Origin of the sequence: Burkholderia sp. LA-2-3-30-S1-D2 (genome assembly GCF_001523915.2) — a bacterium.
Classification (GTDB): domain Bacteria; phylum Pseudomonadota; class Gammaproteobacteria; order Burkholderiales; family Burkholderiaceae; genus Burkholderia; species Burkholderia diffusa.
This window is the reverse complement of sequence record NZ_CP013384.1, coordinates 2,007,882-2,028,746: the sequence shown is the minus strand read 5'-3', so window position 1 is coordinate 2,028,746 and position 20,865 is coordinate 2,007,882. Positions and strand designations below refer to the sequence as shown.

The following is a 20,865-nucleotide window of genomic DNA, read 5'->3' as shown; positions in this document are numbered from 1 at the left end:
CGCTGGCGCCCATCGAAACGAAAAAAAGCCCGGTCTCGACCGGGCTTTTTGCTGCGTGAGCGTGTGGGGGCGCGGGCCGGCTCAGTGTGCAGCCGACGCGGCCGCACCCGCATCGCCGCCGCCCGCGCGTTCGGGCTTCGTGATCCAGATCAGTCCGATCAGCAGCACGAAGATCGCCGCCGAGATGTAGAAGAGATCGTTCACGCCGAGCTGCGCGGCCTGCTGCGTGGCCATGTTGTTGATGAGGCCATGCGCCTGGTCCGGCGTCAGCCCGAGGTTGCCCATCTGCGTGACGGCCTGGTTGAACGTCGGGTTGTACACGTTGGTCTGCTCGACCAGTTGCGCGTGATGGAAGTTGTTGCGGTGATCCCACGCGGTCTGGAAGATCGACGTGCCGATACCGCCGCACATGATCCGCACGAAGTTCGACAGGCCCGATGCCGCAGGAATGCGGTGGCCGGGCAGGCCGGACAGCGTGATCGACACGAGCGGAATGAAGAATCCCGCCATCGCGATGCCTTGCACGAGCGTCGGCAACGTCAGCGACCACTCGTCGACGCCGGTCGTGTAACGCGAGCGCATCCAGAAACACAGCGCGAACGTGAGAAACGCGGCGGTCGCGATGTAGCGTGGATCCGTGCGCGGCAGGAACTTGCCGGTCAGTGGCGACAGCAGGATCGCGAACAGTCCGACCGGCGCCATGACCAGGCCTGCGTCGGTTGCCGTGTAGCCGATCTGGGTTTGCAGCCAGAGCGGCAGCAGCACGAGGTTGCCGAAGTAGAGGCCGTAACCGACCGCGAGCGCGATCGTGCCGCCCGTGAAGTTGCGCATCCGGAACAGCGACAGGTCCACGACCGGGTGTTCGGCAGTCAGCTCCCAGATCACGAAGAACGCGAACGAGATGAGTGCGATCAGCGCGAGCGCGATGATCGTCGTCGACGCGAACCAGTCGAGATCCTTGCCCTTGTCGAGCATGATCTGCAGCGAGCCGACCCACAGCACGAGCAGCGCGAGACCGATCCCGTCGATCGGCGCGCGGCGCACCGTCGATTCGCGTGTCCGATAGATCGACCACGTGGCGAGCGCGGCGGCGATGCCGACCGGGATGTTCACGTAGAAGATCCATGGCCACGAATAGTTGTCCGAGATCCAGCCGCCGAGAATCGGCCCGGCGACCGGCGCGATCAGCGTCGTCATCGACCATAGCGCGAGCGCCATCGGCGCTTTCGCGCGTGGGTAGCTCGACAGCAGCAGCGATTGCGACAGCGGAATCATCGGCCCGGCGACCGCGCCCTGCAGCACGCGCGACGCGAGCAAGAACGGCAGGCTGGGTGCGAGGCCGCACATCCACGACGAGATGACGAACAGGATGATCGACGCGAGGAACAGGCGAACCTGTCCGAACCGGTCGGTCAGCCAGCCCGTGAGCGGCACGGAGATCGCGTTCGCGACCGCGAACGACGTGATGACCCACGTGCCCTGGTCGGACGACACGCCGAGGTCGCCCGAGATGGTCGGGATCGCGACGTTCGCGATGGACGTGTCGAGCACGTTCATGAACACCGCGAGCGATACCGCGATCGTCCCGAGCACGAGTTGCCCGCCTTGCAGCGGCGGGTGGGAGACAGGAGCCTGTGCCATGTCGGTAGTTTTCCGGAGTCGGAACCGTTACATCATCTTGGCGGCGTTGGTCGATTTCGCCGCGGCCGGGGCCGGCGCGTTGCCGCCGGCGTTCTCGGCGATGATGCGCGCGATCTCGGCATCGGCTTCGTCGCCATACTTCGCGAACACGTTCGTCTCGTAGACGGTGTTCTGCGCGTTCGCAAGCTGGTCGCCGCGCTCGTCCTTGATGTCGACGTCGACCTGCATCGACAGGCCGATGCGCAGCGGGTGCTTCTCGAGGTCCTTCGGATCGATTTCGATGCGCACCGGCAGGCGCTGCACGACCTTGATCCAGTTGCCCGTCGCGTTCTGCGCCGGCAGCAGCGAGAACGCCGAGCCCGTGCCGGCCGAGAAGCCGACGACCTTGCCGTGGTAGACCGCCGACGAGCCGTAGATATCGGCCGTCAGCTCGACCGGCTGGCCGACGCGCATGTGCTTGAGCTGGACTTCCTTGAAGTTGGCGTCGACCCACACCGCGTTCAGCGGTACGACCGACATCAGCGGGTTGCCGGGCGACACGCGCTGGCCGACCTGCACCGAGCGCTTCGCGACATAGCCTGTGACCGGCGCGGGCAGCACGTTACGCGCGTTCGCGAGGTACGCGTCGCGAACCTTCGCCGCCGCGGCCAACACGTTCGGGTGCGATGCGATCGTCGTGTTCGCGGTCAGTGCGCGGTTCGACGCGAGCTGCTGTTGCGCCGCGTCGACCGACGCCTGCGCGGCGCGCACCGCGTCGCGTGCATGGGAGATTTCTTCCTGCGATACGGCGCCCGTCTGCGCGACGGCCATCCGGCGGCGCAGGTCGTCCTGCGCCTTCGACAGGTCGGACTGGCGCAGCGCGACTTGCGCGCGGTACTGGTCGTCGTTGACGAACAGGCCGCGCACCTGGCGCACCGTCTGCGCGAGGTTGGCCTCGGCCTGCTGCAGCGCGACCTGCGAATCGGCCGGATCGAGGACGACGAGCGGATCGCCGGCCTTGACCGTCTGCGTATCGTCCGCCTTCACGGCGATCACGGTGCCGGTGACCTGCGGCGTGATCTGCACGACGTTGCCGTTCACGTATGCGTCGTCGGTCTCTTCATGGAAGCGCGCGACGAGGAAGTAGTACAGGCCATACGCGATGGCCGCGATCACGATGACCGCGATCAGCAGCGTCATCATCCGCTTGCGCTTCCCGTTGTTCTGCGGCTGGGCGCTGGCGGCATTTTGTTGAGGGTCGCTCATGGCGATTTTCTCCGTCCGTTATTTCGAGTGTCTGCGTAGTGGTGGCGCCGGATCAGTTGGCGGCCTGTTTCGTGTGCTGGTCGGCGTCGGGCGCGGCGAGCCGCGTGCCGGTCGCGTCGAACCCGCCGCCGAGCGCCTTGATCAGCGCGAGCTGCATGTCGCGCCGGCGCATCTTCAGGTTGGTCACGGTCTGTTCCGATGCGAGACGGTTGCTGTCCGCGGTCAGCACCTGCAGCTGCGGCGACAGGCCGGCCTTGTAGCGGATCACGGCGAGGTCGTACGCGCGCGTCGACGCGTCGAGCGCACGCTGCGCGTCGTCCATCTGGCGATCGACCGCGCGGATCGACGCGACCTGGGTGGCGACGTCGTTCAGCGCGTTGATCAGCGTCTGGTTGTAGTTGGCGACCGACAGGTCGAAGTCCGCATAGCGGCCCTTGAGCTGTGCGCGCAATGCGCCGGCATCGAAGATCGGCAGATGGACGGCCGGGCCGAACTGCGCCTGGCGGCTCGCGAAGTTCAGGAATTTGCCCCAGCCGAACGCATCGAAGCCGAAGCCTGCCGCGAGGTTCACGTCCGGGAAGAACTCGGCCTTTGCCTCCTTCACGTCGTGCATCGCCGCCTCGACCTGCCAGCGCGCGGCGACGAGGTCAGGGCGGCGCGACACGAGGTCGGCCGGCAGGTTGCCGGGCAGTGCGATTTCGCCTGTCGGGTTCATCACCGGCGCGGCGATCTGCAGCCCGCGGTCCGGCCCCTTGCCGAGCAGCGCGGCGAGTTGGTAGCGCACGGTCGTGATCTGGCCGTCGAGGTCGGACAGCGACGCCTGGGTCGTCGCGATGTTGCCGCGCGCGGTCTGGCGCTCCACGTTGGTGTCGAGGCCGGCCGACACGCGGCCGTCGGTGATCTTGCCGACCGTCTGGCGGTTGGTGATCTCGCGTTGCGCGATGTCGCGCAGCGCGTACAGTTGCGCAAGCGAGTTGTAGGTGCGGGCGACCGACGATGCGAGCGTGATGCGCGCCTGCTGCATGTCGGCTTCGGCGGCTTTTTCCTGCGACACGGCCGTATGCAGGCGCTCGCGGTTCTTGCCCCACAGGTCGAGATCCCACGACGCGCTCGCAAGCGCGTTGTTCTCGCTGTACCACTGGCCGCCGTACGGGGGCGGAAACAGCGCGTTCGACGAATACAGCTCGCGCGTCCATGAGTAGCTGGCTTCGGCCTTCGGCATCAGGTTCGAGCGCGACGATTCGATGTACGACGACGCCTTCGCGATGCGCGCCTGTGCCTGCGCGATCGACGGGCTGCCCTGGAGCGCCTCGTCGATCAGCTTCGGCAGCTGCGGATCGCCGAACTGGTTTGCCCAGTCGAGCGCCGGCCACTGGCCGCCCTGGGCGGGCAGGCTCTGGGCGGTTTCGAATTGCGACGCGGGAGCGATCTGCTTGTCGCTCTTGATGCCGATGTAGTTTGCGCAGCCCGCCAGCGCCAGCGCGGCGACGGCAGCGGCGACGGCGGCGCGGCACGACCCGGCGCGCAGGGACAACGGGGAGGATTTCATCGCGCTGTTTTCTGACTCGGAATGAATGATGGACACTGCAAGGATTTCCTTACATTAATCTGTCAAAAGTAATTGTTATGGCAACTATTACGTGATGGTGCCGCCGGCCGTCTCGCAATAGTTGCTGAGAATGCGGCGCAGCATGCTCTTCAGGAAACCGACTTCTTCCGGCGTAAAGCCGTCGAGCAGCTCGTCGAGCACGCTGCGAAACACCGGCGGCAGCCGCTCCGCCAGCGCGCGGCCTTCGTCGGTCAGCTCGAGGCGCACGACCCGCCGATCCTCGATGCTGCGCACGCGGGACAGGAGGCCGCGCTTCTCGACCCGATCGAGCAGGCGCGTGACCGCGCTCGCGTCGATCCCGTATTCCCGAGCGAGCTCGGCGGCCGTCGAGCATTTGCCGACCGCGATCATGAACAGCATGCTCGCCTGCGTGCCCGTGATGCCGAGCTCTTCCTGCGTGCGCTGCGTGACGAGGTTGGTCATCACCGATTTCACGCGCGACATCAGATAACCGACGCTGTCGTTCATCTGATACGAAGACAGCGGCGAAACAGGCGATTGGGAAGGAGAATCCGACATAAAACCCTGAAGCTGCAATAGTTGACTAGGCAGCAGTATAGGCACAATTGCTTGCCGCGGCAAATGTTAATCGAACGGGCGAGGGCGCGCTCCGTGGCCCGAAATTCCCTTATCTGCGTCAGGGTCTTCGGCTTGCCGCCGGGCCCGTTGGTCGCGAGCGGGGCAGCGGCGGGGCGGGGTCGTTTGTTGCGCTGCAACGAACAGTCCGGCTCTCGCCACTCTCACGTGCTATAATTTGTGGTTTCCAAGCTGCAACGCGCGCGCACGTGTCCCGGTGACTGACGAGCGTGCGCGTTTGCGCGTTCAACGATTTCCAGGTTTCTATGACCCGCGCCCTTCGCAACATCGCCATCATCGCTCACGTCGACCACGGCAAGACCACGCTCGTCGACCAACTGCTCCGCCAGTCCGGCACCTTCCGCGAGAACCAGCAGATTGCCGAGCGAGTGATGGACTCGAACGACATCGAAAAAGAGCGCGGGATCACGATTCTCGCGAAGAACTGCGCGGTCGAATACGAAGGCACGCACATCAACATCGTCGATACGCCGGGGCACGCGGACTTCGGTGGCGAGGTGGAGCGCGTGCTGTCGATGGTCGACTCGGTGCTGCTGCTCGTCGACGCCGTCGAGGGCCCGATGCCGCAAACGCGCTTCGTCACGAAGAAGGCGCTCGCGCTCGGCCTGAAGCCGATCGTCGTCATCAACAAGATCGACCGTCCGGGCGCGCGGATCGACTGGGTCATCAACCAGACCTTCGACCTGTTCGACAAGCTTGGCGCGACCGAAGAGCAGCTCGACTTCCCGATCGTCTACGCATCGGGCCTCAACGGCTACGCGTCGCTCGATCCGGCGACCCGCGAAGGCGACATGCGTCCGCTGTTCGAGGCGATTCTCGCGCACGTGCCGGTTCGCCCGGCCGATCCGGAAGCGCCGCTGCAGCTCCAGATCACGTCGCTCGACTATTCGACGTACGTCGGCCGGATCGGCGTCGGCCGCATCACGCGCGGCCGCATCAAGCCGGGTCAACCGGTCGTGATGCGCTTCGGGCCGGAAGGCGACGTGCTGAACCGCAAGATCAACCAGGTGTTGTCGTTCAAGGGCCTCGAGCGCGTGCAGGTCGAGTCGGCGGAAGCCGGCGACATCGTGCTGATCAACGGTATCGAAGACGTCGGCATCGGCGCGACGATCTGCGCGGTCGATACGCCGGAAGCGCTGCCGATGATCACCGTTGACGAGCCGACGCTGACGATGAACTTCCTCGTCAACTCGTCGCCGCTGGCCGGCCGCGAAGGCAAGTTCGTGACGAGCCGCCAGATCCGCGATCGTCTGATGAAGGAACTGAATCACAACGTCGCGCTGCGCGTGAAGGACACGGGCGACGAAACGGTGTTCGAAGTGTCGGGTCGCGGCGAACTGCACCTGACGATTCTCGTCGAGAACATGCGCCGTGAAGGCTATGAGCTGGCCGTGTCGCGTCCGCGCGTCGTGATGCAGGAAATCGACGGCGTGCGGCACGAGCCGTACGAGCTGCTGACCGTCGACGTCGAGGACGAGCATCAGGGCGGCGTGATGGAAGAGCTGGGTCGCCGCAAGGGCGAAATGCTCGACATGGCATCGGACGGCCGCGGCCGCACGCGCCTGGAGTACAAGATCTCGGCGCGTGGCCTGATCGGCTTCCAGAGCGAATTCCTGACGCTTACGCGCGGCACGGGTCTGATGAGTCACATCTTCGACTCGTACGCACCGGTCAAGGACGGTTCGGTCTTCGAGCGCCGCAATGGCGTGCTGATCTCGCAGGACGACGGCGCTGCCGTGGCGTACGCACTGTGGAAGCTGCAGGATCGCGGCCGCATGTTCGTGAAGCCGGGCGACGCGCTGTATGAGGGCATGATCATCGGCATCCACAGCCGCGACAACGACCTCGTCGTCAACCCGATCAAGGGCAAGCAGCTGACCAACGTGCGTGCGTCGGGTACCGACGAAGCCGTGCGTCTCGTGCCGCCGGTCCAGATGTCGCTCGAATACGCGGTCGAATTCATCGACGACGACGAGCTCGTGGAAGTGACGCCGCAGTCGATCCGTCTGCGCAAGCGCTTCCTGAAGGAGCACGAGCGTCGCCGCGCGAGCCGCGAAGGCGCGGTCGACTAAGCATCGGCTGTTCCCGTTCATGACGAAAAAGGCTGCCCCTGGGCGGCCTTTTTTGCATCTGCGCAGTGTGCAATCGGGCGGGTTGCAAAACACTGTTCCCGCGCGTCGTGGCAATCCGGCGAAACGCCGCCACGCGGTGCTTTCAGGCACATTTCGTCGTGAACTCCGGTATCGGTTCTGTGATATGCTGCGCGCACGCAAGTTTTAGGTCCTTCCAAGCAAGACTTGATTCGCAATCCGCTAAACGGTCAGGCCGTGTCGCGGAAGGTTGAGTAACCCGCTATTTCTCGAGAAGCTCGAAGAAAGGTGAGCGTAAAATGTCAGATGTAATGAAGCAGTTTCAGCTGAACTCCTATCTGTTCGGCGGCAATGCTTCGTACGTTGAAGAACTGTACGATGCATACCTCAACAATCCGGCATCGGTGCCGGAGAATTGGCGAGAGTATTTCGACGCGCTGCAGAACGTGCCTGCAACCGACGGCTCGAATGCCAATGACGTTGCTCATTTCCCGATCGTCGAATCGTTTGCCGAGCGTGCGAAGGCCAATGCCTTCATCCCGCGCGAAAGCACGAGCAATCTGGCGACCGCGCGCAAGCAGGTCCACGTCCAGTCCCTCATCAGCGCATATCGCTTCCTCGGCTCGCAATGGGCCAATCTGGATCCGCTGAAGCGTCGCGAACGTCCCGCCATCCCCGAACTCGAACCCGCGTTCTACGACTTCTCCGAAGGCGACCTCGACCAGACGTACAGCGCAAGCAACCTGTATTTCGGTTTCGACCAGGCTTCGCTGCGCGACATCGTCAAGGGCCTGCGTGACACGTACTGCGGCACGATCGGCGCCGAATACATGTACATCAGCGATCCGGAGCAGAAGCGCTGGTGGCAGGAGCGTCTGGAATCGACCCGCGCGACGCCGTCCTTCTCGATCGACAAGAAGAAGCACATCCTGAATCGCCTGACGGCAGCGGAAGGCCTCGAGCGCTATCTGCACACCAAGTACGTCGGCCAGAAGCGCTTCTCGCTCGAAGGCGGCGAAAGCTTCATCGCGGCGATGGACGAAGTCGTCCAGCACGCAGGCAAGACCGGCGTGCAGGAAATCATCATCGGCATGGCGCACCGCGGCCGTCTGAACGTGCTGGTCAACACGCTGGGCAAGATGCCGGCCGACCTGTTCGCCGAATTCGAAGGCAAGCACGTCGACGACCTGCCGGCAGGTGACGTGAAGTACCACAAGGGCTTCTCGTCGGATGTGTCGACCGAAGGCGGCCCGGTCCACCTGTCGCTCGCGTTCAACCCGTCGCACCTCGAAATCGTGAACCCGGTGGTCGAAGGTTCGGCGAAGGCACGGATGGATCGTCGCGGCGACGAAGACGGCCTGCAGGTGCTGCCGGTTCAGATCCACGGTGACGCGGCCTTCGCTGGCCAGGGTGTCGTGATGGAAACGCTGAACCTCGCGCAGACGCGCGGTTACGGCACGCACGGCACGCTGCACATCGTCATCAACAACCAGATCGGCTTCACGACGTCCGACCCGCGCGACGCGCGGTCGACGCTGTACTGTACCGACGTGGTCAAGATGATCGAAGCGCCGGTGCTGCACGTGAACGGCGACGATCCGGAAGCCGTCGTGCTCGCGATCCAGATCGCGATCGACTACCGGATGCAGTTCCACAAGGATGTCGTGATCGACATCGTCTGCTTCCGCAAGCTGGGTCACAACGAGCAGGACACGCCGGCGGTCACGCAGCCGCTGATGTACAAGAAGATCGCGCAGCACCCGGGCACCCGTGCGCTGTACGCCGAGAAGCTCGTGCAGCAGGGCGTGATCACCGCGGAAGACGCCGACAACTACGTGAAGGCGTACCGCAAGGCGATGGACGACGGCCACCACACCGTCGATCCGGTTCTGTCGAACTACAAGAGCAAGTACGCGGTCGACTGGGTTCCGTTCCTGAACCGCAAGTGGACGGATGCAGCCGATACGGCCGTGCCGCTCGCCGAACTGAAGCGCCTCGGCGAACGCATCACGACGGTCCCCGAAAACTTCAAGGTCCACCCGCTCGTCGAGCGCGTGATCAACGACCGCCGCAACATGGCGCGCGGCGACCAGCCGCTCGACTGGGGCATGGGCGAACACCTCGCATTCGCTTCGCTCGTCGCATCGGGCTACTCGGTGCGTCTGACGGGCCAGGACTCGGGCCGCGGCACGTTCACGCACCGTCACGCGGTGCTGCACGACCAGAACCGCGAGCGCTGGAACGACGGCACGTACGTGCCGCTGCAGAACATCGCTGAAGGCCAGGCGAAGTTCACGGTGATCGACTCGGTGCTGTCGGAAGAAGCGGTGCTGGGCTTCGAATACGGTTACTCGACCGCCGAGCCGAACACGCTCGTGCTGTGGGAAGCCCAGTTCGGCGACTTCGTCAACGGCGCGCAGGTCGTGATCGACCAGTTCATCTCGTCGGGCGAAGTGAAGTGGGGCCGCGTGTCGGGTCTCACGATGCTGCTGCCGCACGGCTACGAAGGCCAGGGTCCGGAACACTCGTCGACGCGTATCGAGCGTTTCCTGCAGCTGTGTGCCGATCACAACATGCAGGTCGTTCAACCGACGACGCCGGCGCAGATTTTCCACCTGCTGCGTCGCCAGATGATCCGTCTGTTCCGCAAGCCGCTGATCGTCGCAACGCCGAAGTCGCTGCTGCGTCACAAGGAAGCGGTGTCGGACCTGTCGGAACTCGCGAAGGGTTCGTTCCAGCCGGTGATCGGCGAAACCGACGGCGGCATCGACGCGAAGAAGGTCAAGCGCGTGCTGGCATGCTCGGGCCGCGTGTATTACGACCTCGTCGCACACCGCCGCGAAGCGAAGGCGAACGACGTCGCGATCATCCGGATCGAGCAGCTGTATCCGTTCGCGCACAAGCAGTTCGAAGCCGAAATGAAGAAGTACGAGAACGCGACTGAAGTGGTCTGGGTGCAGGACGAGCCGCAGAACCAGGGCCCCTGGTTCTACGTCGAGCACCACCTGAAGGAAGGCATGAAGGAAGGGCAGAAGCTGGCATACAGCGGCCGTCCGGCTTCGGCCTCGCCGGCGGTTGGCTACTACGCGAAGCACTACGAGCAGCAGAAGGCCCTCATCGAAGGTGCGTTCGGCCGCCTGAAGAGCGCATCGATCGCGAAATAACCGACGTCAAGCGAAACGGGAAGGCGCGCTGCGCTTTCCCGTGTCTTTTGGCCTGCCGGGCGCGTCGCGCGCCGCAACGGCCGAAGGAATCGCACGAACCTCGTCATTACCCAGATTAAGCATCCAGGAAAATCACATGGCTATCGTAGAAGTCAAAGTCCCCCAGCTTTCGGAGTCGGTTTCGGAAGCCACCATGCTGCAGTGGAAGAAGAAGCCGGGCGAAGCAGTCGCGCAGGACGAAATCCTGATCGAACTCGAGACCGACAAGGTCGTGCTTGAAGTGCCGGCGCCGGCCGCGGGCGTGCTCGCGCAAGTGCTGCAGAACGACGGTGACACGGTCGTCGCCGACCAGATCATCGCGACGATCGACACCGAAGCGAAGGCAGGTGCTGCCGAAGCAGCGGCAGGCGCCGCCGAAGTCAAGCCGGCAGCAGCACCCGCTGCAGCCGCACCGGCAGCGCAGCCGGCTGCAGCAGTTGCATCGAGCTCGGCCGCTGCATCGCCGGCCGCAGCGAAGCTGCTGGCCGAGAAGGGCCTGTCGGCAGGCGACGTCGCGGGTTCGGGCCGCGACGGCCGCGTCACGAAGGGCGATGCGCTGGCCGCAGGCAGCGCACCGAAGGCTGCTCCGGCCGCCGCACCGGCGAAGACCGCCGCAGCAAAGCCGTCGCTGCCGGAAGTGAAGGTGCCGGCGTCGGCCGCGACGTGGCTGAACGACCGTCCGGAACAGCGCGTGCCGATGTCGCGCCTGCGTGCGCGTATCGCCGAGCGTCTGCTCGAGTCGCAGCAGACCAACGCAATCCTGACGACGTTCAACGAAGTCAACATGGCTCCGGTCATGGAGCTGCGCAACAAGTACAAGGACAAGTTCGAGAAGGAACATGGCGTGAAGCTCGGCTTCATGTCGTTCTTCGTGAAGGCGGCCGTGCATGCGCTGAAGAAGTTCCCGCTCGTGAACGCGTCGATCGACGGTAACGATATCGTCTACCACGGCTACTTCGACATCGGTATCGCCGTCGGCTCGCCGCGTGGCCTCGTGGTGCCGATCCTGCGCAATGCCGATCAACTGAGCCTCGCGGACATCGAGAAGAAGATTGCCGAATTCGGCCAGAAGGCGAAGGACGGCAAGCTGTCGATCGAGGAAATGACGGGCGGTACGTTCTCGATCTCGAACGGCGGTGTGTTCGGCTCGATGCTGTCGACGCCGATCATCAACCCGCCGCAGTCGGCCATCCTCGGCGTGCACGCGACGAAGGAGCGCCCGGTCGTCGAAAACGGCCAGATCGTGATCCGTCCGATCAACTACCTGGCACTGTCGTACGACCACCGCATCATCGACGGCCGCGAAGCCGTCCTGTCGCTCGTCGCGATGAAGGATGCGCTGGAAGATCCGGCACGCCTGCTGCTCGACCTGTAAGCCGAGTCTCACTGCATTGACCCGCTCCGCACGCTCGCGTACACGCGCGACCGTGCGGGCGTACAAGTAGAAAGGATTGTCATGTCCAAGGAATTTGACGTCGTCGTGATCGGCGCCGGCCCCGGCGGCTACATCGCCGCGATTCGCGCCGCGCAGCTCGGCAAGACCGTTGCCTGTATCGAGAAGTGGAAGAACCCGGCCGGCGCGCTGAAGCTCGGCGGTACCTGCCTGAACGTCGGCTGCATCCCGTCGAAGGCGCTGCTCGCTTCGTCGGAAGAGTTCGAGAACACGTCGCATCACCTGGCCGACCACGGCATCACGGTCGACGGCGTGAAGATCGACGTCGCGAAGATGCTCGGCCGCAAGGATGCGATCGTCGAGAAGATGACGAGCGGGATCGAGTTCCTGTTCAAGAAGAACAAGATCACCTGGCTGAAGGGCCATGGCAAGTTCACCGGCAAGACCGACGCCGGCGTGCAGATCGAAGTGAGCGGCGAGGGTGAAGCCGAAGTCGTCACCGCGAAGAACGTGATCATCGCGACGGGCTCGAAGGCGCGTCACCTGCCGAACATTCCGGTCGACAACAAGATCGTGTCGGACAACGAAGGTGCGCTGACGTTCGACTCGGTGCCGAAGAAGCTCGCCGTGATCGGCGCAGGTGTGATCGGCCTCGAACTCGGCTCGGTGTGGCGTCGCCTGGGCGCCGAAGTGACGGTGCTCGAAGCGCTGCCGGCCTTCCTCGGCGCGGCCGACGAAGCGCTCGCGAAGGAAGCGGCCAAGCTGTTCAAGAAGCAAGGCCTCGACATCCATCTCGGCGTGAAGATCGGTGACGTGAAGACGACGGCGAACGGCGTGTCGATCGCCTACACCGACAAGGACGGCAACGCGCAGACGCTCGACGCCGACCGCCTGATCGTGTCGGTCGGCCGCGTGCCGAACACCGACAACCTCGGCCTCGAGGCGATCGGCCTGAAGGCGAACGAGCGCGGTTTCATCGACGTGGACGACCACTGCCGTACCGCGGTGCCGAACGTCTATGCGATCGGCGACGTGGTGCGTGGCCCGATGCTCGCGCACAAGGCGGAAGACGAAGGCGTGCTGGTCGCGGAAGTGATCGACGGCCAGAAGCCGCACATCGACTACAACTGCATTCCGTGGGTGATCTACACGTACCCGGAAATCGCATGGGTCGGCAAGACGGAACAGCAACTGAAGGCGGAAGGCCGCGAGATCAAGTCGGGCAAGTTCCCGTTCTCGATCAACGGTCGCGCGCTCGGCATGAACGCGCCGGACGGTTTCGTGAAGATGATCGCGGATGCGAAGACCGACGAACTGCTCGGCGTGCACGTGATCGCCGCGAACGCGTCGGACCTGATCGCGGAAGCCGTGGTGGCGATGGAGTTCAAGGCGGCGTCGGAAGACATCGCCCGCATCTGCCATCCGCACCCGTCGATGTCGGAAGTGATGCGCGAAGCGGCGCTCGCCGTCGACAAGCGCTCGCTGAACAGCTGAGCACGGTGTAGCGCCTGCCGGCCACCGGCCGGCGCAGCCGTCTCATGACGAAGGCGGGCGGGGTTTCCCGCTCGCCTTCGTTCTTTCCGGTTTGCCCGATGAACGTCACCGAATACTACACGCGCGAATTGACCACGCGCGGCTATCAGTCCGATCCCGCCCAGCGCGCGGCCGTCGATCGCCTGCAGTGCTGTTTCGACGAGTGGGTCGAATACAAGTCGCGCCGCTCGAACGCGTTCAAGAAGCTCATCATTCATCCGGACCTGCCGCGCGGCGTCTACATGTGGGGCGGCGTCGGCCGCGGCAAGAGCTTCCTGATGGACAGCTTCTACGCGGTGGTGCCCGTGCAGCGCAAGACGCGCCTGCACTTCCACGAATTCATGCGTGAGGTACACCGCGAACTCGAGGAACTGAAAGGACAGGCCGATCCGCTCGACGAGCTCGCGCGACGCATCGCCAAGCGCTACCGACTGATCTGCTTCGACGAATTCCATGTGTCGGACATCGCGGACGCGATGATCCTGTACCGGCTGCTCGATCGCCTGTTCAACAACGGCGTGCAGTTCGTGATGACGTCCAACTACGATCCCGACGATCTGTATCCCGACGGCCTGCATCGCGACCGCATGCTGCCGGCGATCGCGCTGATCAAGCAAAAGCTCGACGTGCTGAACGTCGATGCGGGCGTCGACTATCGCCAGCGCACGCTCGCGCAGGTGCAGATGTACCACACGCCGCTCGGCGCGGACGCCGATCGCGAACTGCGTCATGCATTCGGGAAGCTCGCCGCGGTGCCGGACGAAAGCCCGATCCTGCATATCGAGAAGCGCGAGCTGAAGGCGCTGCGCAAGGCCGACGGGGTCGTCTGGTTCGATTTCGCGACGCTGTGCGGCGGCCCGCGTTCGCAGAACGATTATCTCGAGCTTGCCAGCCGCTTCCATGCGATCGTGCTGTCGGAAGTGCCGCAGATGTCGCCGCGAATGGCGTCCGAGGCGCGGCGCTTCACCTGGCTCATCGACGTGCTGTATGACCACAAGGTCAAGCTGCTGATGTCCGCCGCGGTGCCGGCGGAGCAGTTGTACGTCGAAGGACCGATGGCGAACGAATTCGCGCGCACGGTATCGCGGATCGTCGAGATGCAGTCGAAGGAGTACCTCGAAACGCCGCGCCGTATCGTCGATACTTCGCTGACCTGATCGCGGTTTTCGACAAGCGACGGAGTTCAAACGTCAATTCCGGTCAAATTCCCGCAATCTCGGGGTATTTTCGGACTTGTCTTATGTTCAGGGTTGAGGGCAGTCGATATCGTGTGTCATGGTTCCTAAGGCTGGAGATGTCCATGACACCGTATCGCGATCTGACCGACCATGAGTGGCGCTGCGTCGTGCCGCTTCTGCCCGAAATGCAGCCGCGCACCGAGTTGCGCGGCCGTCCGTTGGCCAACACGCGCGCCGTCCTGAACGGCGTACTCTGGGTGATTTACAGCGGCGCGACCTGGTCCGCGATGCCGCGTCGCTACCCTTCGTACCAGACATGCCATCGCCGCTTCAAGGTCTGGCACGAGACCGGCACGTTGATGCAGGTGATGCGCGAGCTGTACGGCGACGCCGGCGTGAATCTGTGCAAGGAACTGTCCACGCGCATGCGCAAGCACGCGCAGTCGAAGGCGGCGGAGGTGCGCAGTGCTGCGGCGCCTGCGTATCGTGCACCCGGTAGCTATGCACCGGACGCGCTGAAGCATGCAGCGTGATGTCGATCGATTTCATTCACGCTCATATCAAAACAAAATCGGCCTGCGACGTCGTCGTCAGGCCGATTTTTCATTGCGTTGCGCGTATCGACGCGCTTCGCGTTATTGCGCGCGAACCCAGGTCTGCGATCGGCCGAGCAGCGACACGCCGATGTAGCCGCGCACGACGAGCTTCTGGCCGCCGTCCTCCAGCGACATCTTGCACTTGTAGACCTTGCCGTTTTCCGGGTCGAGGATATTGCCGCCGTCCCAGTGGTCGCCGTCCTTCTTCATCGCCTTGATGATCGTCATGCCCTTGATGAGCTGATCCTTGCGCTCGTCCGTGCATGCGGTGCAGCGGCGATCGGGCGTGTCGTTGGCGCCGAGGCCCTTGACGACCTTGCCCGACAGCGAGCCTTCGCCGTCATCGGCGATCTGCACGAGCGCCTTCGGCTGATGCGTGTTGTCGTCGATCGTCTGCCACATGCCGATGGGGTTGTCGGCTTGGGCGAACGCAGGTGCGGCGCAAGCGAGCAGCGCGCTTGCGATTGCCAGAGTGCGCAACGGGCGGGTCAGTTGAATCATCGTCTTCCTCCTTGTGTCATTTCGTATTCGATGCGCCCGCACGACCGTCTGCATGGGGCGGTGGCATGTTGCGAGCTTCGCCAGAATACGTGAAACCGCGCGCTGCGTTTGATAGAGGGGGTTCTAATCCAAACAGCCTGTGAGACGCAGGCTGTTTGGTGACCGATCAGTTGAGCTGATACGAGAACGCGGCATTCACGCGCGGGCTGCGCGACGCGCTTTCAACCGGCGCATCGCCCACCGGCTTCGCGATATTCAGGTCGAGACTGTAGTAACGGCTGTCCGTAAACCGCACGCCGATACCGACCGACGACAGGCGGCTCGGCGACGGCGTGCCGGTATGCAGATACACGCGCGCCATGTCGTACGCGATGTATGGCGTGACGGATTTCATATACGTCCAGCCCGGCGTGAAGCCGCGGTTGACCTCCAGCGACATCCCCCAGCCCGAGTCGCCCGACGTTTCGCCGGGCTGGTAGCCGAGCGCATAGCGCGTCGAACCGAACGAGATCTGTTCCGAGGTCGGCAGCGAGTCGGGGCTGTACTGGCCGGTCAGCGAGACCGACGTGCCGATCTTGAACGGCCATTCGTTGGTCTGCGTGAAGGTTGCGCCGGTGCGGACGAACGTCAGCGAGATCGGGCTGTCCACCGATGTCGTGTTCGAGCCGATCGTGATGTCCTGCGATTTCGACGCGCCGAGAATGTTGAAACCCTTCGCGACGTTGACGCTCAGCTTCTGTACCTGCTTGGCCGACACGCTCGTGTAGTCGAGCTGCATTTGCAGCACGCGGACCTGCGAGCGCGTGTCGATGCTGTTGCCGGAAATCTTGTTCTGGTAACGGTCCTCGTTGTGCGACGCATAGCCCGACACGGTGCCGAGCAGGCTGCGCTGGTTGTTCAGCAGCAACGGATAGGATGCCGAAAGACCGAGCTTCTCGTTCTTGACGGTGCGCTCGACGGTCGACGGCAGCCCCGGATTGTCGGTCGGCTTGCCGCGATACGTGCTGGCGTCGAGGCGCGTGACCAGGCCGCTGCTGCCAACCGGCACCGCGCCGCTGAACGCGACGTAGGTTTGCTTGTCGCGTCCGGGCGGCACCAGCGCGGAAATGCTCAATTGCTCGCCAAACGACGTGAGGCCGTTCTCCGTCGCGGTGATGAGGCCCTGTACGCCCGGGTGATTGAAATCGATGCCGGTGCTGATGTTGAATGCCTTGCGGTCGACGGCCAGTTCGAGCGTCGTTGCGCCGTCGGTCGTCTGCGGCGGCGGAACATTGGCCTTCACCGTCACGCCGGGCAGCAGGCCGAACGTGTTCACGTAGCGTTCGAACGTCGCGCGGCGCAGCGGGCGATCAGCCGTGATGTGCGCGGCGATCGCGCGGATCTTCGATTCCATCGCGCCGGGCTTGCCGGTGACCTTGACGTCCGACACATAGCCTTCGACCACCGTGACGCGCACGACACCGTTCTCGAACGTCTGCGCGGGAATGAACGCGAACGACAGCGCATAGCCGCGATCCTGGTACAGCTTGGTCACGCCGTTCGCGGTTTCGATCAGCTCGCCGATCGTGATGTCCTTGCCGACGAGGGGCGTGAAGCGACGCGAGATTTCGTCGAACGGCACCGACTTGACGCCTTCGACCTGGAACGTCGTCGGCGTCAGGTGCCGCGACAGCAGCTCCTGCAGTTGCGGTGCCTGCGGCGCGACCTGCACGGTGACGCTCGGGCCTTTCTGCGGTGCGTTGATCTGGGGGAGCGAATCGAGCGGGTTACCTGCCGCGCGCGTTTGTGCATGTGCCGTGCCTGCTGCCGCGATGGCGAGCAGCATCATCCATCTGTCGAGTCTGGATTTCATTGTTCTTCCTCGTAGGCCTTGCTTTTCGTCTTCTTTCTAATGCAGGCGCGCGACACAAGGGTGTCGCGCGCCGCGTGCCGCATTGCCGGTTGTGTTTGTACGGTCGCGCCTTTTGTTCCGGCTGCAAAGGCGCGAACGTCCTCCTTATTTGCCAACGCTACCCAGCGTGCCCAGCAACCCCGTTACCGGCGCGAGGAGCCCCGTCGAGCTGCCCGACGATGCCGACCCCGTCACGCCGCCGACGAGCGACGTGACCGGTGCGAGCGGATTCGACGAAGCCCCGGATCCCGCTGCACCACCGACTGCTCCGGTGACAGTATTCAGCAAACCGGTGACAGGCGCGAGAGGGTTTGCACCGCCTGCGCCACCCGTTGCGCCGCCGAGCGTGCCCGTCACCGTCGACACGAGACCGGTGACTGGCGCGAGCGGGCCGCCGCTGGCGCCGCCCGCTGCACCGCCGAGTGCACCGGTGACAGTGGAGACGAGGCCAGTAACCGGCGCGAGCGGGTTGCTGCCCGAGCCACCCGTTGCGCCACCGAGTGCGCCGGTGAGCGAACCGAGCGGCGTCGAACCGAGACCGGACAGCAGGCCGCCGAGCGGGTTCGTCGAGCTGGAGCCCGACGACGAGCCGTTTTGTACGGTAGCCGTCGAGCCGCCGACGAGGCTCGTGATCAGGCCGGGGATCGGCGCCGCGCCGTTCGGCCCGTTCGGATTCACGAGCCCGCCTGCGTTGGTTACGGTGTTGCCGACCGCGGTGACGAGCTGGCCGACGTCGCCGACGAGCGGCTGATTCGACGTGCTGCCGACCTGCTTGCCCGCCGAGCTGATTGCGCCGCCGATCTGGCCCAGCAGGCCCGACACCGGTTGTCCGAGACCCGTGGTCGTGCCGACCTGCTGCGTGACCTGACCCGCGGTGATCACCAGCGGCGTGATTGCCGAACTGAGCGGCTGCGTCACTTGCTGCACGGCGCCCGACGACAGCGTCGAGCCGATCGTCGTGCCCGCAGCCGACAGCCCGTTGGCGACCGTGTCGAGCACGGTGCCGACCGGCGTCGTGACAGGGGCGAGCGGCGCGAGCTGACCCGTGCCGAGTGCCTTGACCGTCGAGCTCAGCCCGGACACGGTGTTGCTCGTCGCACCGACGACGTTCCCGAGGCCGGCGACCGTCGTGCCGACGGGATCCTTGATCGAGCCAGTCTGTCCGAGCCCGTTGCTCAACGCATCGGCAGCCGCGTTGATGATCGTGCCGGTGCTCGAGACGGTGCTGCCGACGCCCTTCGTCACGCCGTCGCCGAGGCCCGGCACGCTGATGTTGCCGATCGTGCTGCCGAGATCGGTTGCGGTCTGGCCGATCGTGCTGACGGCGCCCTTGGTGCCGGTGGACGAGCCGCTGGTGCCGCTCGTGCCGCTGGTACCGCTCGTGCCGCTGGAACTGCCGCCGTTGTTGCTGGACGGCGGCGTGCTGACGCTGTTGCCGCCGCAGGCAGCCAGCAGGCACGCTGCAGCGAAGGCGGTGAGGGGCGCGCGCCACTGGCGCAGGACGGCCGTCGTGATGGAACGTTGCTGGGACATGATGGACTCCTCGCTGTCTTGTCGATGAATGGATGTTCGATTACTTGCCGTGCGTGCCGCCGAGCAGGCCGCCGATCAGCGACGTGACAGGCGCGAGCAGATTCGAGCCCGAGCCCGAATTCGTGACGCCGCCCGTGGTGCCGCTCAGTGCCGGTACGCCGACCGTGCTGGTGACGGAGGACACCGCGCCCGTCACGGGGGCGAGCGGGTTGCCGCCGCCTGCGCCGCCCGTTGCGCTGCCGAGCGCGCCGGTGACCGTGGAGACCAGACCCGTGACCGGGGCGAGCGGACCGCTGCTGCCGCCGGCTACGCCGCCGAGTGCGCCCGTGACCGTGGAGAGAAGGCCGGTGACCGGAGCGAGCGGGCCGCCGCTGGTGCCGCCCGTCGCGCCGCCGAGTGCGCCCGTGACCGTGGAGAGAAGGCCGGTGACCGGGGCGAGCGGTCCGCCGCTGGTGCCACCCGTTGCGCCGCCGAGTGCGCCGGTGACGGTCGAGACGAGGCCGGTAACCGGGGCGAGCGGTCCGCCGCTGGTGCCACCCGTTGCGCCGCCGAGTGCGCCGGTGACGGTCGAGACGAGGCCAGTAACCGGGGCGAGCGGACCGCCGCTGGTGCCGCCCGTTGCGCCGCCGAGCGTACCGGTGACCGTCGTGAGGAGGCCCGTGAGCGGCGCGAGCGGGTTGGTTGCGCCGCCGGTGCCGCCCGTGAGCAGGCCGCCGACGGTCTTCACGGTATTGCCGGCCGACGAGACGGTGTTGCCGAGGCCGGTCGTGACGGGGTTGCCGCCCGTCGATGCGATCAGCGCGCCGCCCTGGTTCAGACCGTTGCCGATCGTGCCGAGCAGCATGTTGAGCGGGGCGCCGAGGCCGGTGGCCGTCCCGATCGTCTGCGTCGTCTGACCGACCATCGTCGTGATCGGCGTGATCGCCGAGCTGACCGTCTGCGTGACCTGCTGGATCGGACCGGTCGACAACACGTTGGACAGTGTGGTGCCGCCGTTCGATACGGCGTTGCCGACCTGCGTCACGAGGCCGCCGACGGCGCCGGTGACGGGAGCGAGCGGCGACAGCGGGCCGCTGCCGAGGCTCGTGACCAGGTTGCCGGTCTGCGTGACCGCGCCACCGAGCTGGCTCACCACGCCGCCGGTGCTGGCGACCGTGACGCCGACCGGGTCCTTCGTCGCGCCGAGCTGGCCGAGGCCGTTGCCGAGGCCATTGCCGAGCGCAGTCACCGCACCGCCGACGTTCTGCACGATGCCGCCTGCAGCCTGCGTCGTGGCCGGGTTGACGCCGGGCAGCGACTGGCTGCCGATCACGGAGCCGAGGCCGGATACGGTGCCGCCGAGATTCGTGACGAGATTGCCGCTGCTTGCGAGGACGGTTCCCACCGCGTTTGACGACACACCGGAGGTGCCGCTCGTACCGCTGCTTGTTCCACTCGTGGTGCCGCTGGTGCTGCCGCTCGTCGAGCCGCTCGTGCTACCGCTGGTCGAGCCGCTGGTGCTCCCCGACGTGCTGCCGCTCGTTGAACCGGACGTGCCGCCCGAGGTACCGCCCGAGGTGCCGCCGCCCGATGTGGAGATCGAATCGCCACCGCCGGAGCTGGAGCCACCGCTGAGCCCCTTGCTGATGGAACCGGAACCGCCGCACGCGGAGAGGGAAAGCATGGCTGCCACGGTGGCCGCGATCATAGTCGTCCGGAGCGTGCCATGAGGGATAACCTGAATGTCCATTTCGTCCTCGCATTGAAGCTGATGTTGTGTTGAGTGATGCGAGGATTACTCTGCAACTGTCGTGCCATTTCGACGGTCGTCGAGTCGACGATTGGTTTCAAACGAGCCAATTCCTTGTTGGAGAAA

At 65.0% G+C, this 20,865-nt stretch carries 14 protein-coding genes; 6 read left to right on the top strand and 8 right to left on the bottom strand.

Annotated features, from left to right (window positions below; all coding sequences use genetic code 11):
- Positions 1-81: 81 nt before the first annotated feature.
- The 4 genes from WS66_RS22300 to WS66_RS22285 form a co-directional block, all read right to left on the bottom strand.
- Complete coding sequence (locus WS66_RS22300; RefSeq protein WP_059608559.1) at positions 82-1,641, bottom strand: DHA2 family efflux MFS transporter permease subunit; 1,560 nt, start codon at positions 1,639-1,641, stop codon at positions 82-84.
- Positions 1,642-1,668: 27 nt separating this feature from the next.
- Positions 1,669-2,886, bottom strand: a complete 1,218-nt coding sequence (locus tag WS66_RS22295; protein WP_059608558.1) for an HlyD family secretion protein — start codon at positions 2,884-2,886, stop codon at positions 1,669-1,671.
- A 52-nt stretch (positions 2,887-2,938) separates the two neighbouring features.
- On the bottom strand, positions 2,939-4,435 hold the full coding sequence (locus WS66_RS22290; protein WP_059608557.1) for an efflux transporter outer membrane subunit: 1,497 nt from the start codon (positions 4,433-4,435) through the stop codon (positions 2,939-2,941).
- Positions 4,436-4,522: 87 nt separating this feature from the next.
- Positions 4,523-5,014: a MarR family winged helix-turn-helix transcriptional regulator gene (locus WS66_RS22285; RefSeq protein ID WP_059608556.1), complete on the bottom strand. Its 492-nt coding sequence runs from the start codon at positions 5,012-5,014 to the stop codon at positions 4,523-4,525.
- Positions 5,015-5,337: 323 nt separating this feature from the next.
- Here WS66_RS22285 and typA point away from each other — a divergent pair, with 323 nt between their 5' ends.
- The 6 genes from typA to WS66_RS22250 all read left to right on the top strand — a co-directional run bounded on the left by typA (position 5,338) and on the right by WS66_RS22250 (position 15,022).
- Positions 5,338-7,164: a translational GTPase TypA gene (gene typA, locus WS66_RS22275; protein ID WP_059467636.1), complete on the top strand. Its 1,827-nt coding sequence runs from the start codon at positions 5,338-5,340 to the stop codon at positions 7,162-7,164.
- 317 nt (positions 7,165-7,481) lie between these two features.
- On the top strand, positions 7,482-10,346 hold the full coding sequence (locus tag WS66_RS22270; protein ID WP_059608555.1) for a 2-oxoglutarate dehydrogenase E1 component: 2,865 nt from the start codon (positions 7,482-7,484) through the stop codon (positions 10,344-10,346).
- Between the two features lie 136 nt (positions 10,347-10,482).
- Positions 10,483-11,760: a 2-oxoglutarate dehydrogenase complex dihydrolipoyllysine-residue succinyltransferase gene (odhB, locus tag WS66_RS22265; protein ID WP_059608554.1), complete on the top strand. Its 1,278-nt coding sequence runs from the start codon at positions 10,483-10,485 to the stop codon at positions 11,758-11,760.
- 81 nt (positions 11,761-11,841) lie between these two features.
- Entirely contained in the window at positions 11,842-13,272 is a 1,431-nt protein-coding gene (gene lpdA / locus WS66_RS22260) for a dihydrolipoyl dehydrogenase (protein ID WP_057924323.1), read from the top strand.
- Positions 13,273-13,370: 98 nt separating this feature from the next.
- A complete protein-coding gene (gene zapE / locus WS66_RS22255) occupies positions 13,371-14,468 on the top strand; it encodes a cell division protein ZapE (RefSeq protein ID WP_059608553.1) in 1,098 nt (365 codons plus the stop codon).
- Between the two features lie 143 nt (positions 14,469-14,611).
- On the top strand, positions 14,612-15,022 hold the full coding sequence (locus tag WS66_RS22250; protein WP_059608552.1) for a transposase: 411 nt from the start codon (positions 14,612-14,614) through the stop codon (positions 15,020-15,022).
- Between the two features lie 102 nt (positions 15,023-15,124).
- On the opposite strand, the gene WS66_RS22245 is transcribed toward WS66_RS22250, so the two are convergent.
- The 4 genes from WS66_RS22245 to WS66_RS22230 all read right to left on the bottom strand — a co-directional run bounded on the left by WS66_RS22245 (position 15,125) and on the right by WS66_RS22230 (position 20,739).
- Complete coding sequence (locus tag WS66_RS22245; RefSeq protein WP_059608551.1) at positions 15,125-15,586, bottom strand: DUF2147 domain-containing protein; 462 nt, start codon at positions 15,584-15,586, stop codon at positions 15,125-15,127.
- 166 nt (positions 15,587-15,752) lie between these two features.
- On the bottom strand, positions 15,753-17,438 hold the full coding sequence (locus tag WS66_RS22240; protein WP_059608550.1) for a ShlB/FhaC/HecB family hemolysin secretion/activation protein: 1,686 nt from the start codon (positions 17,436-17,438) through the stop codon (positions 15,753-15,755).
- A gap of 144 nt (positions 17,439-17,582) precedes the next feature.
- Positions 17,583-19,010 carry a collagen-like triple helix repeat-containing protein gene (locus WS66_RS22235; protein ID WP_059608549.1) on the bottom strand — a complete coding sequence of 476 codons (1,428 nt, stop codon included), beginning with the start codon at positions 19,008-19,010 and terminating at the stop codon, positions 17,583-17,585.
- 40 nt (positions 19,011-19,050) lie between these two features.
- Positions 19,051-20,739 carry a collagen-like triple helix repeat-containing protein gene (locus WS66_RS22230; protein ID WP_059608548.1) on the bottom strand — a complete coding sequence of 563 codons (1,689 nt, stop codon included), beginning with the start codon at positions 20,737-20,739 and terminating at the stop codon, positions 19,051-19,053.
- Positions 20,740-20,865: the final 126 nt, after the last annotated feature.

Bases quoted from the DNA above. Each gene is read 5' to 3' on its own strand.
- WS66_RS22300 (WP_059608559.1), bottom strand. From the start codon at position 1,641: ATGGCACAGGCTCCTGTCTCCCACCCGCCGCTGCAAGGCGGGCAACTC.
- WS66_RS22295 (WP_059608558.1), bottom strand. From the start codon at position 2,886: ATGAGCGACCCTCAACAAAATGCCGCCAGCGCCCAGCCGCAGAACAAC.
- WS66_RS22290 (WP_059608557.1), bottom strand. From the start codon at position 4,435: ATGAAATCCTCCCCGTTGTCCCTGCGCGCCGGGTCGTGCCGCGCCGCC.
- WS66_RS22285 (WP_059608556.1), bottom strand. From the start codon at position 5,014: ATGTCGGATTCTCCTTCCCAATCGCCTGTTTCGCCGCTGTCTTCGTAT.
- typA (WP_059467636.1), top strand. From the start codon at position 5,338: ATGACCCGCGCCCTTCGCAACATCGCCATCATCGCTCACGTCGACCAC.
- WS66_RS22270 (WP_059608555.1), top strand. From the start codon at position 7,482: ATGTCAGATGTAATGAAGCAGTTTCAGCTGAACTCCTATCTGTTCGGC.
- odhB (WP_059608554.1), top strand. From the start codon at position 10,483: ATGGCTATCGTAGAAGTCAAAGTCCCCCAGCTTTCGGAGTCGGTTTCG.
- lpdA (WP_057924323.1), top strand. From the start codon at position 11,842: ATGTCCAAGGAATTTGACGTCGTCGTGATCGGCGCCGGCCCCGGCGGC.
- zapE (WP_059608553.1), top strand. From the start codon at position 13,371: ATGAACGTCACCGAATACTACACGCGCGAATTGACCACGCGCGGCTAT.
- WS66_RS22250 (WP_059608552.1), top strand. From the start codon at position 14,612: ATGACACCGTATCGCGATCTGACCGACCATGAGTGGCGCTGCGTCGTG.
- WS66_RS22245 (WP_059608551.1), bottom strand. From the start codon at position 15,586: ATGATTCAACTGACCCGCCCGTTGCGCACTCTGGCAATCGCAAGCGCG.
- WS66_RS22240 (WP_059608550.1), bottom strand. From the start codon at position 17,438: ATGAAATCCAGACTCGACAGATGGATGATGCTGCTCGCCATCGCGGCA.
- WS66_RS22235 (WP_059608549.1), bottom strand. From the start codon at position 19,010: ATGTCCCAGCAACGTTCCATCACGACGGCCGTCCTGCGCCAGTGGCGC.
- WS66_RS22230 (WP_059608548.1), bottom strand. From the start codon at position 20,739: ATGGACATTCAGGTTATCCCTCATGGCACGCTCCGGACGACTATGATC.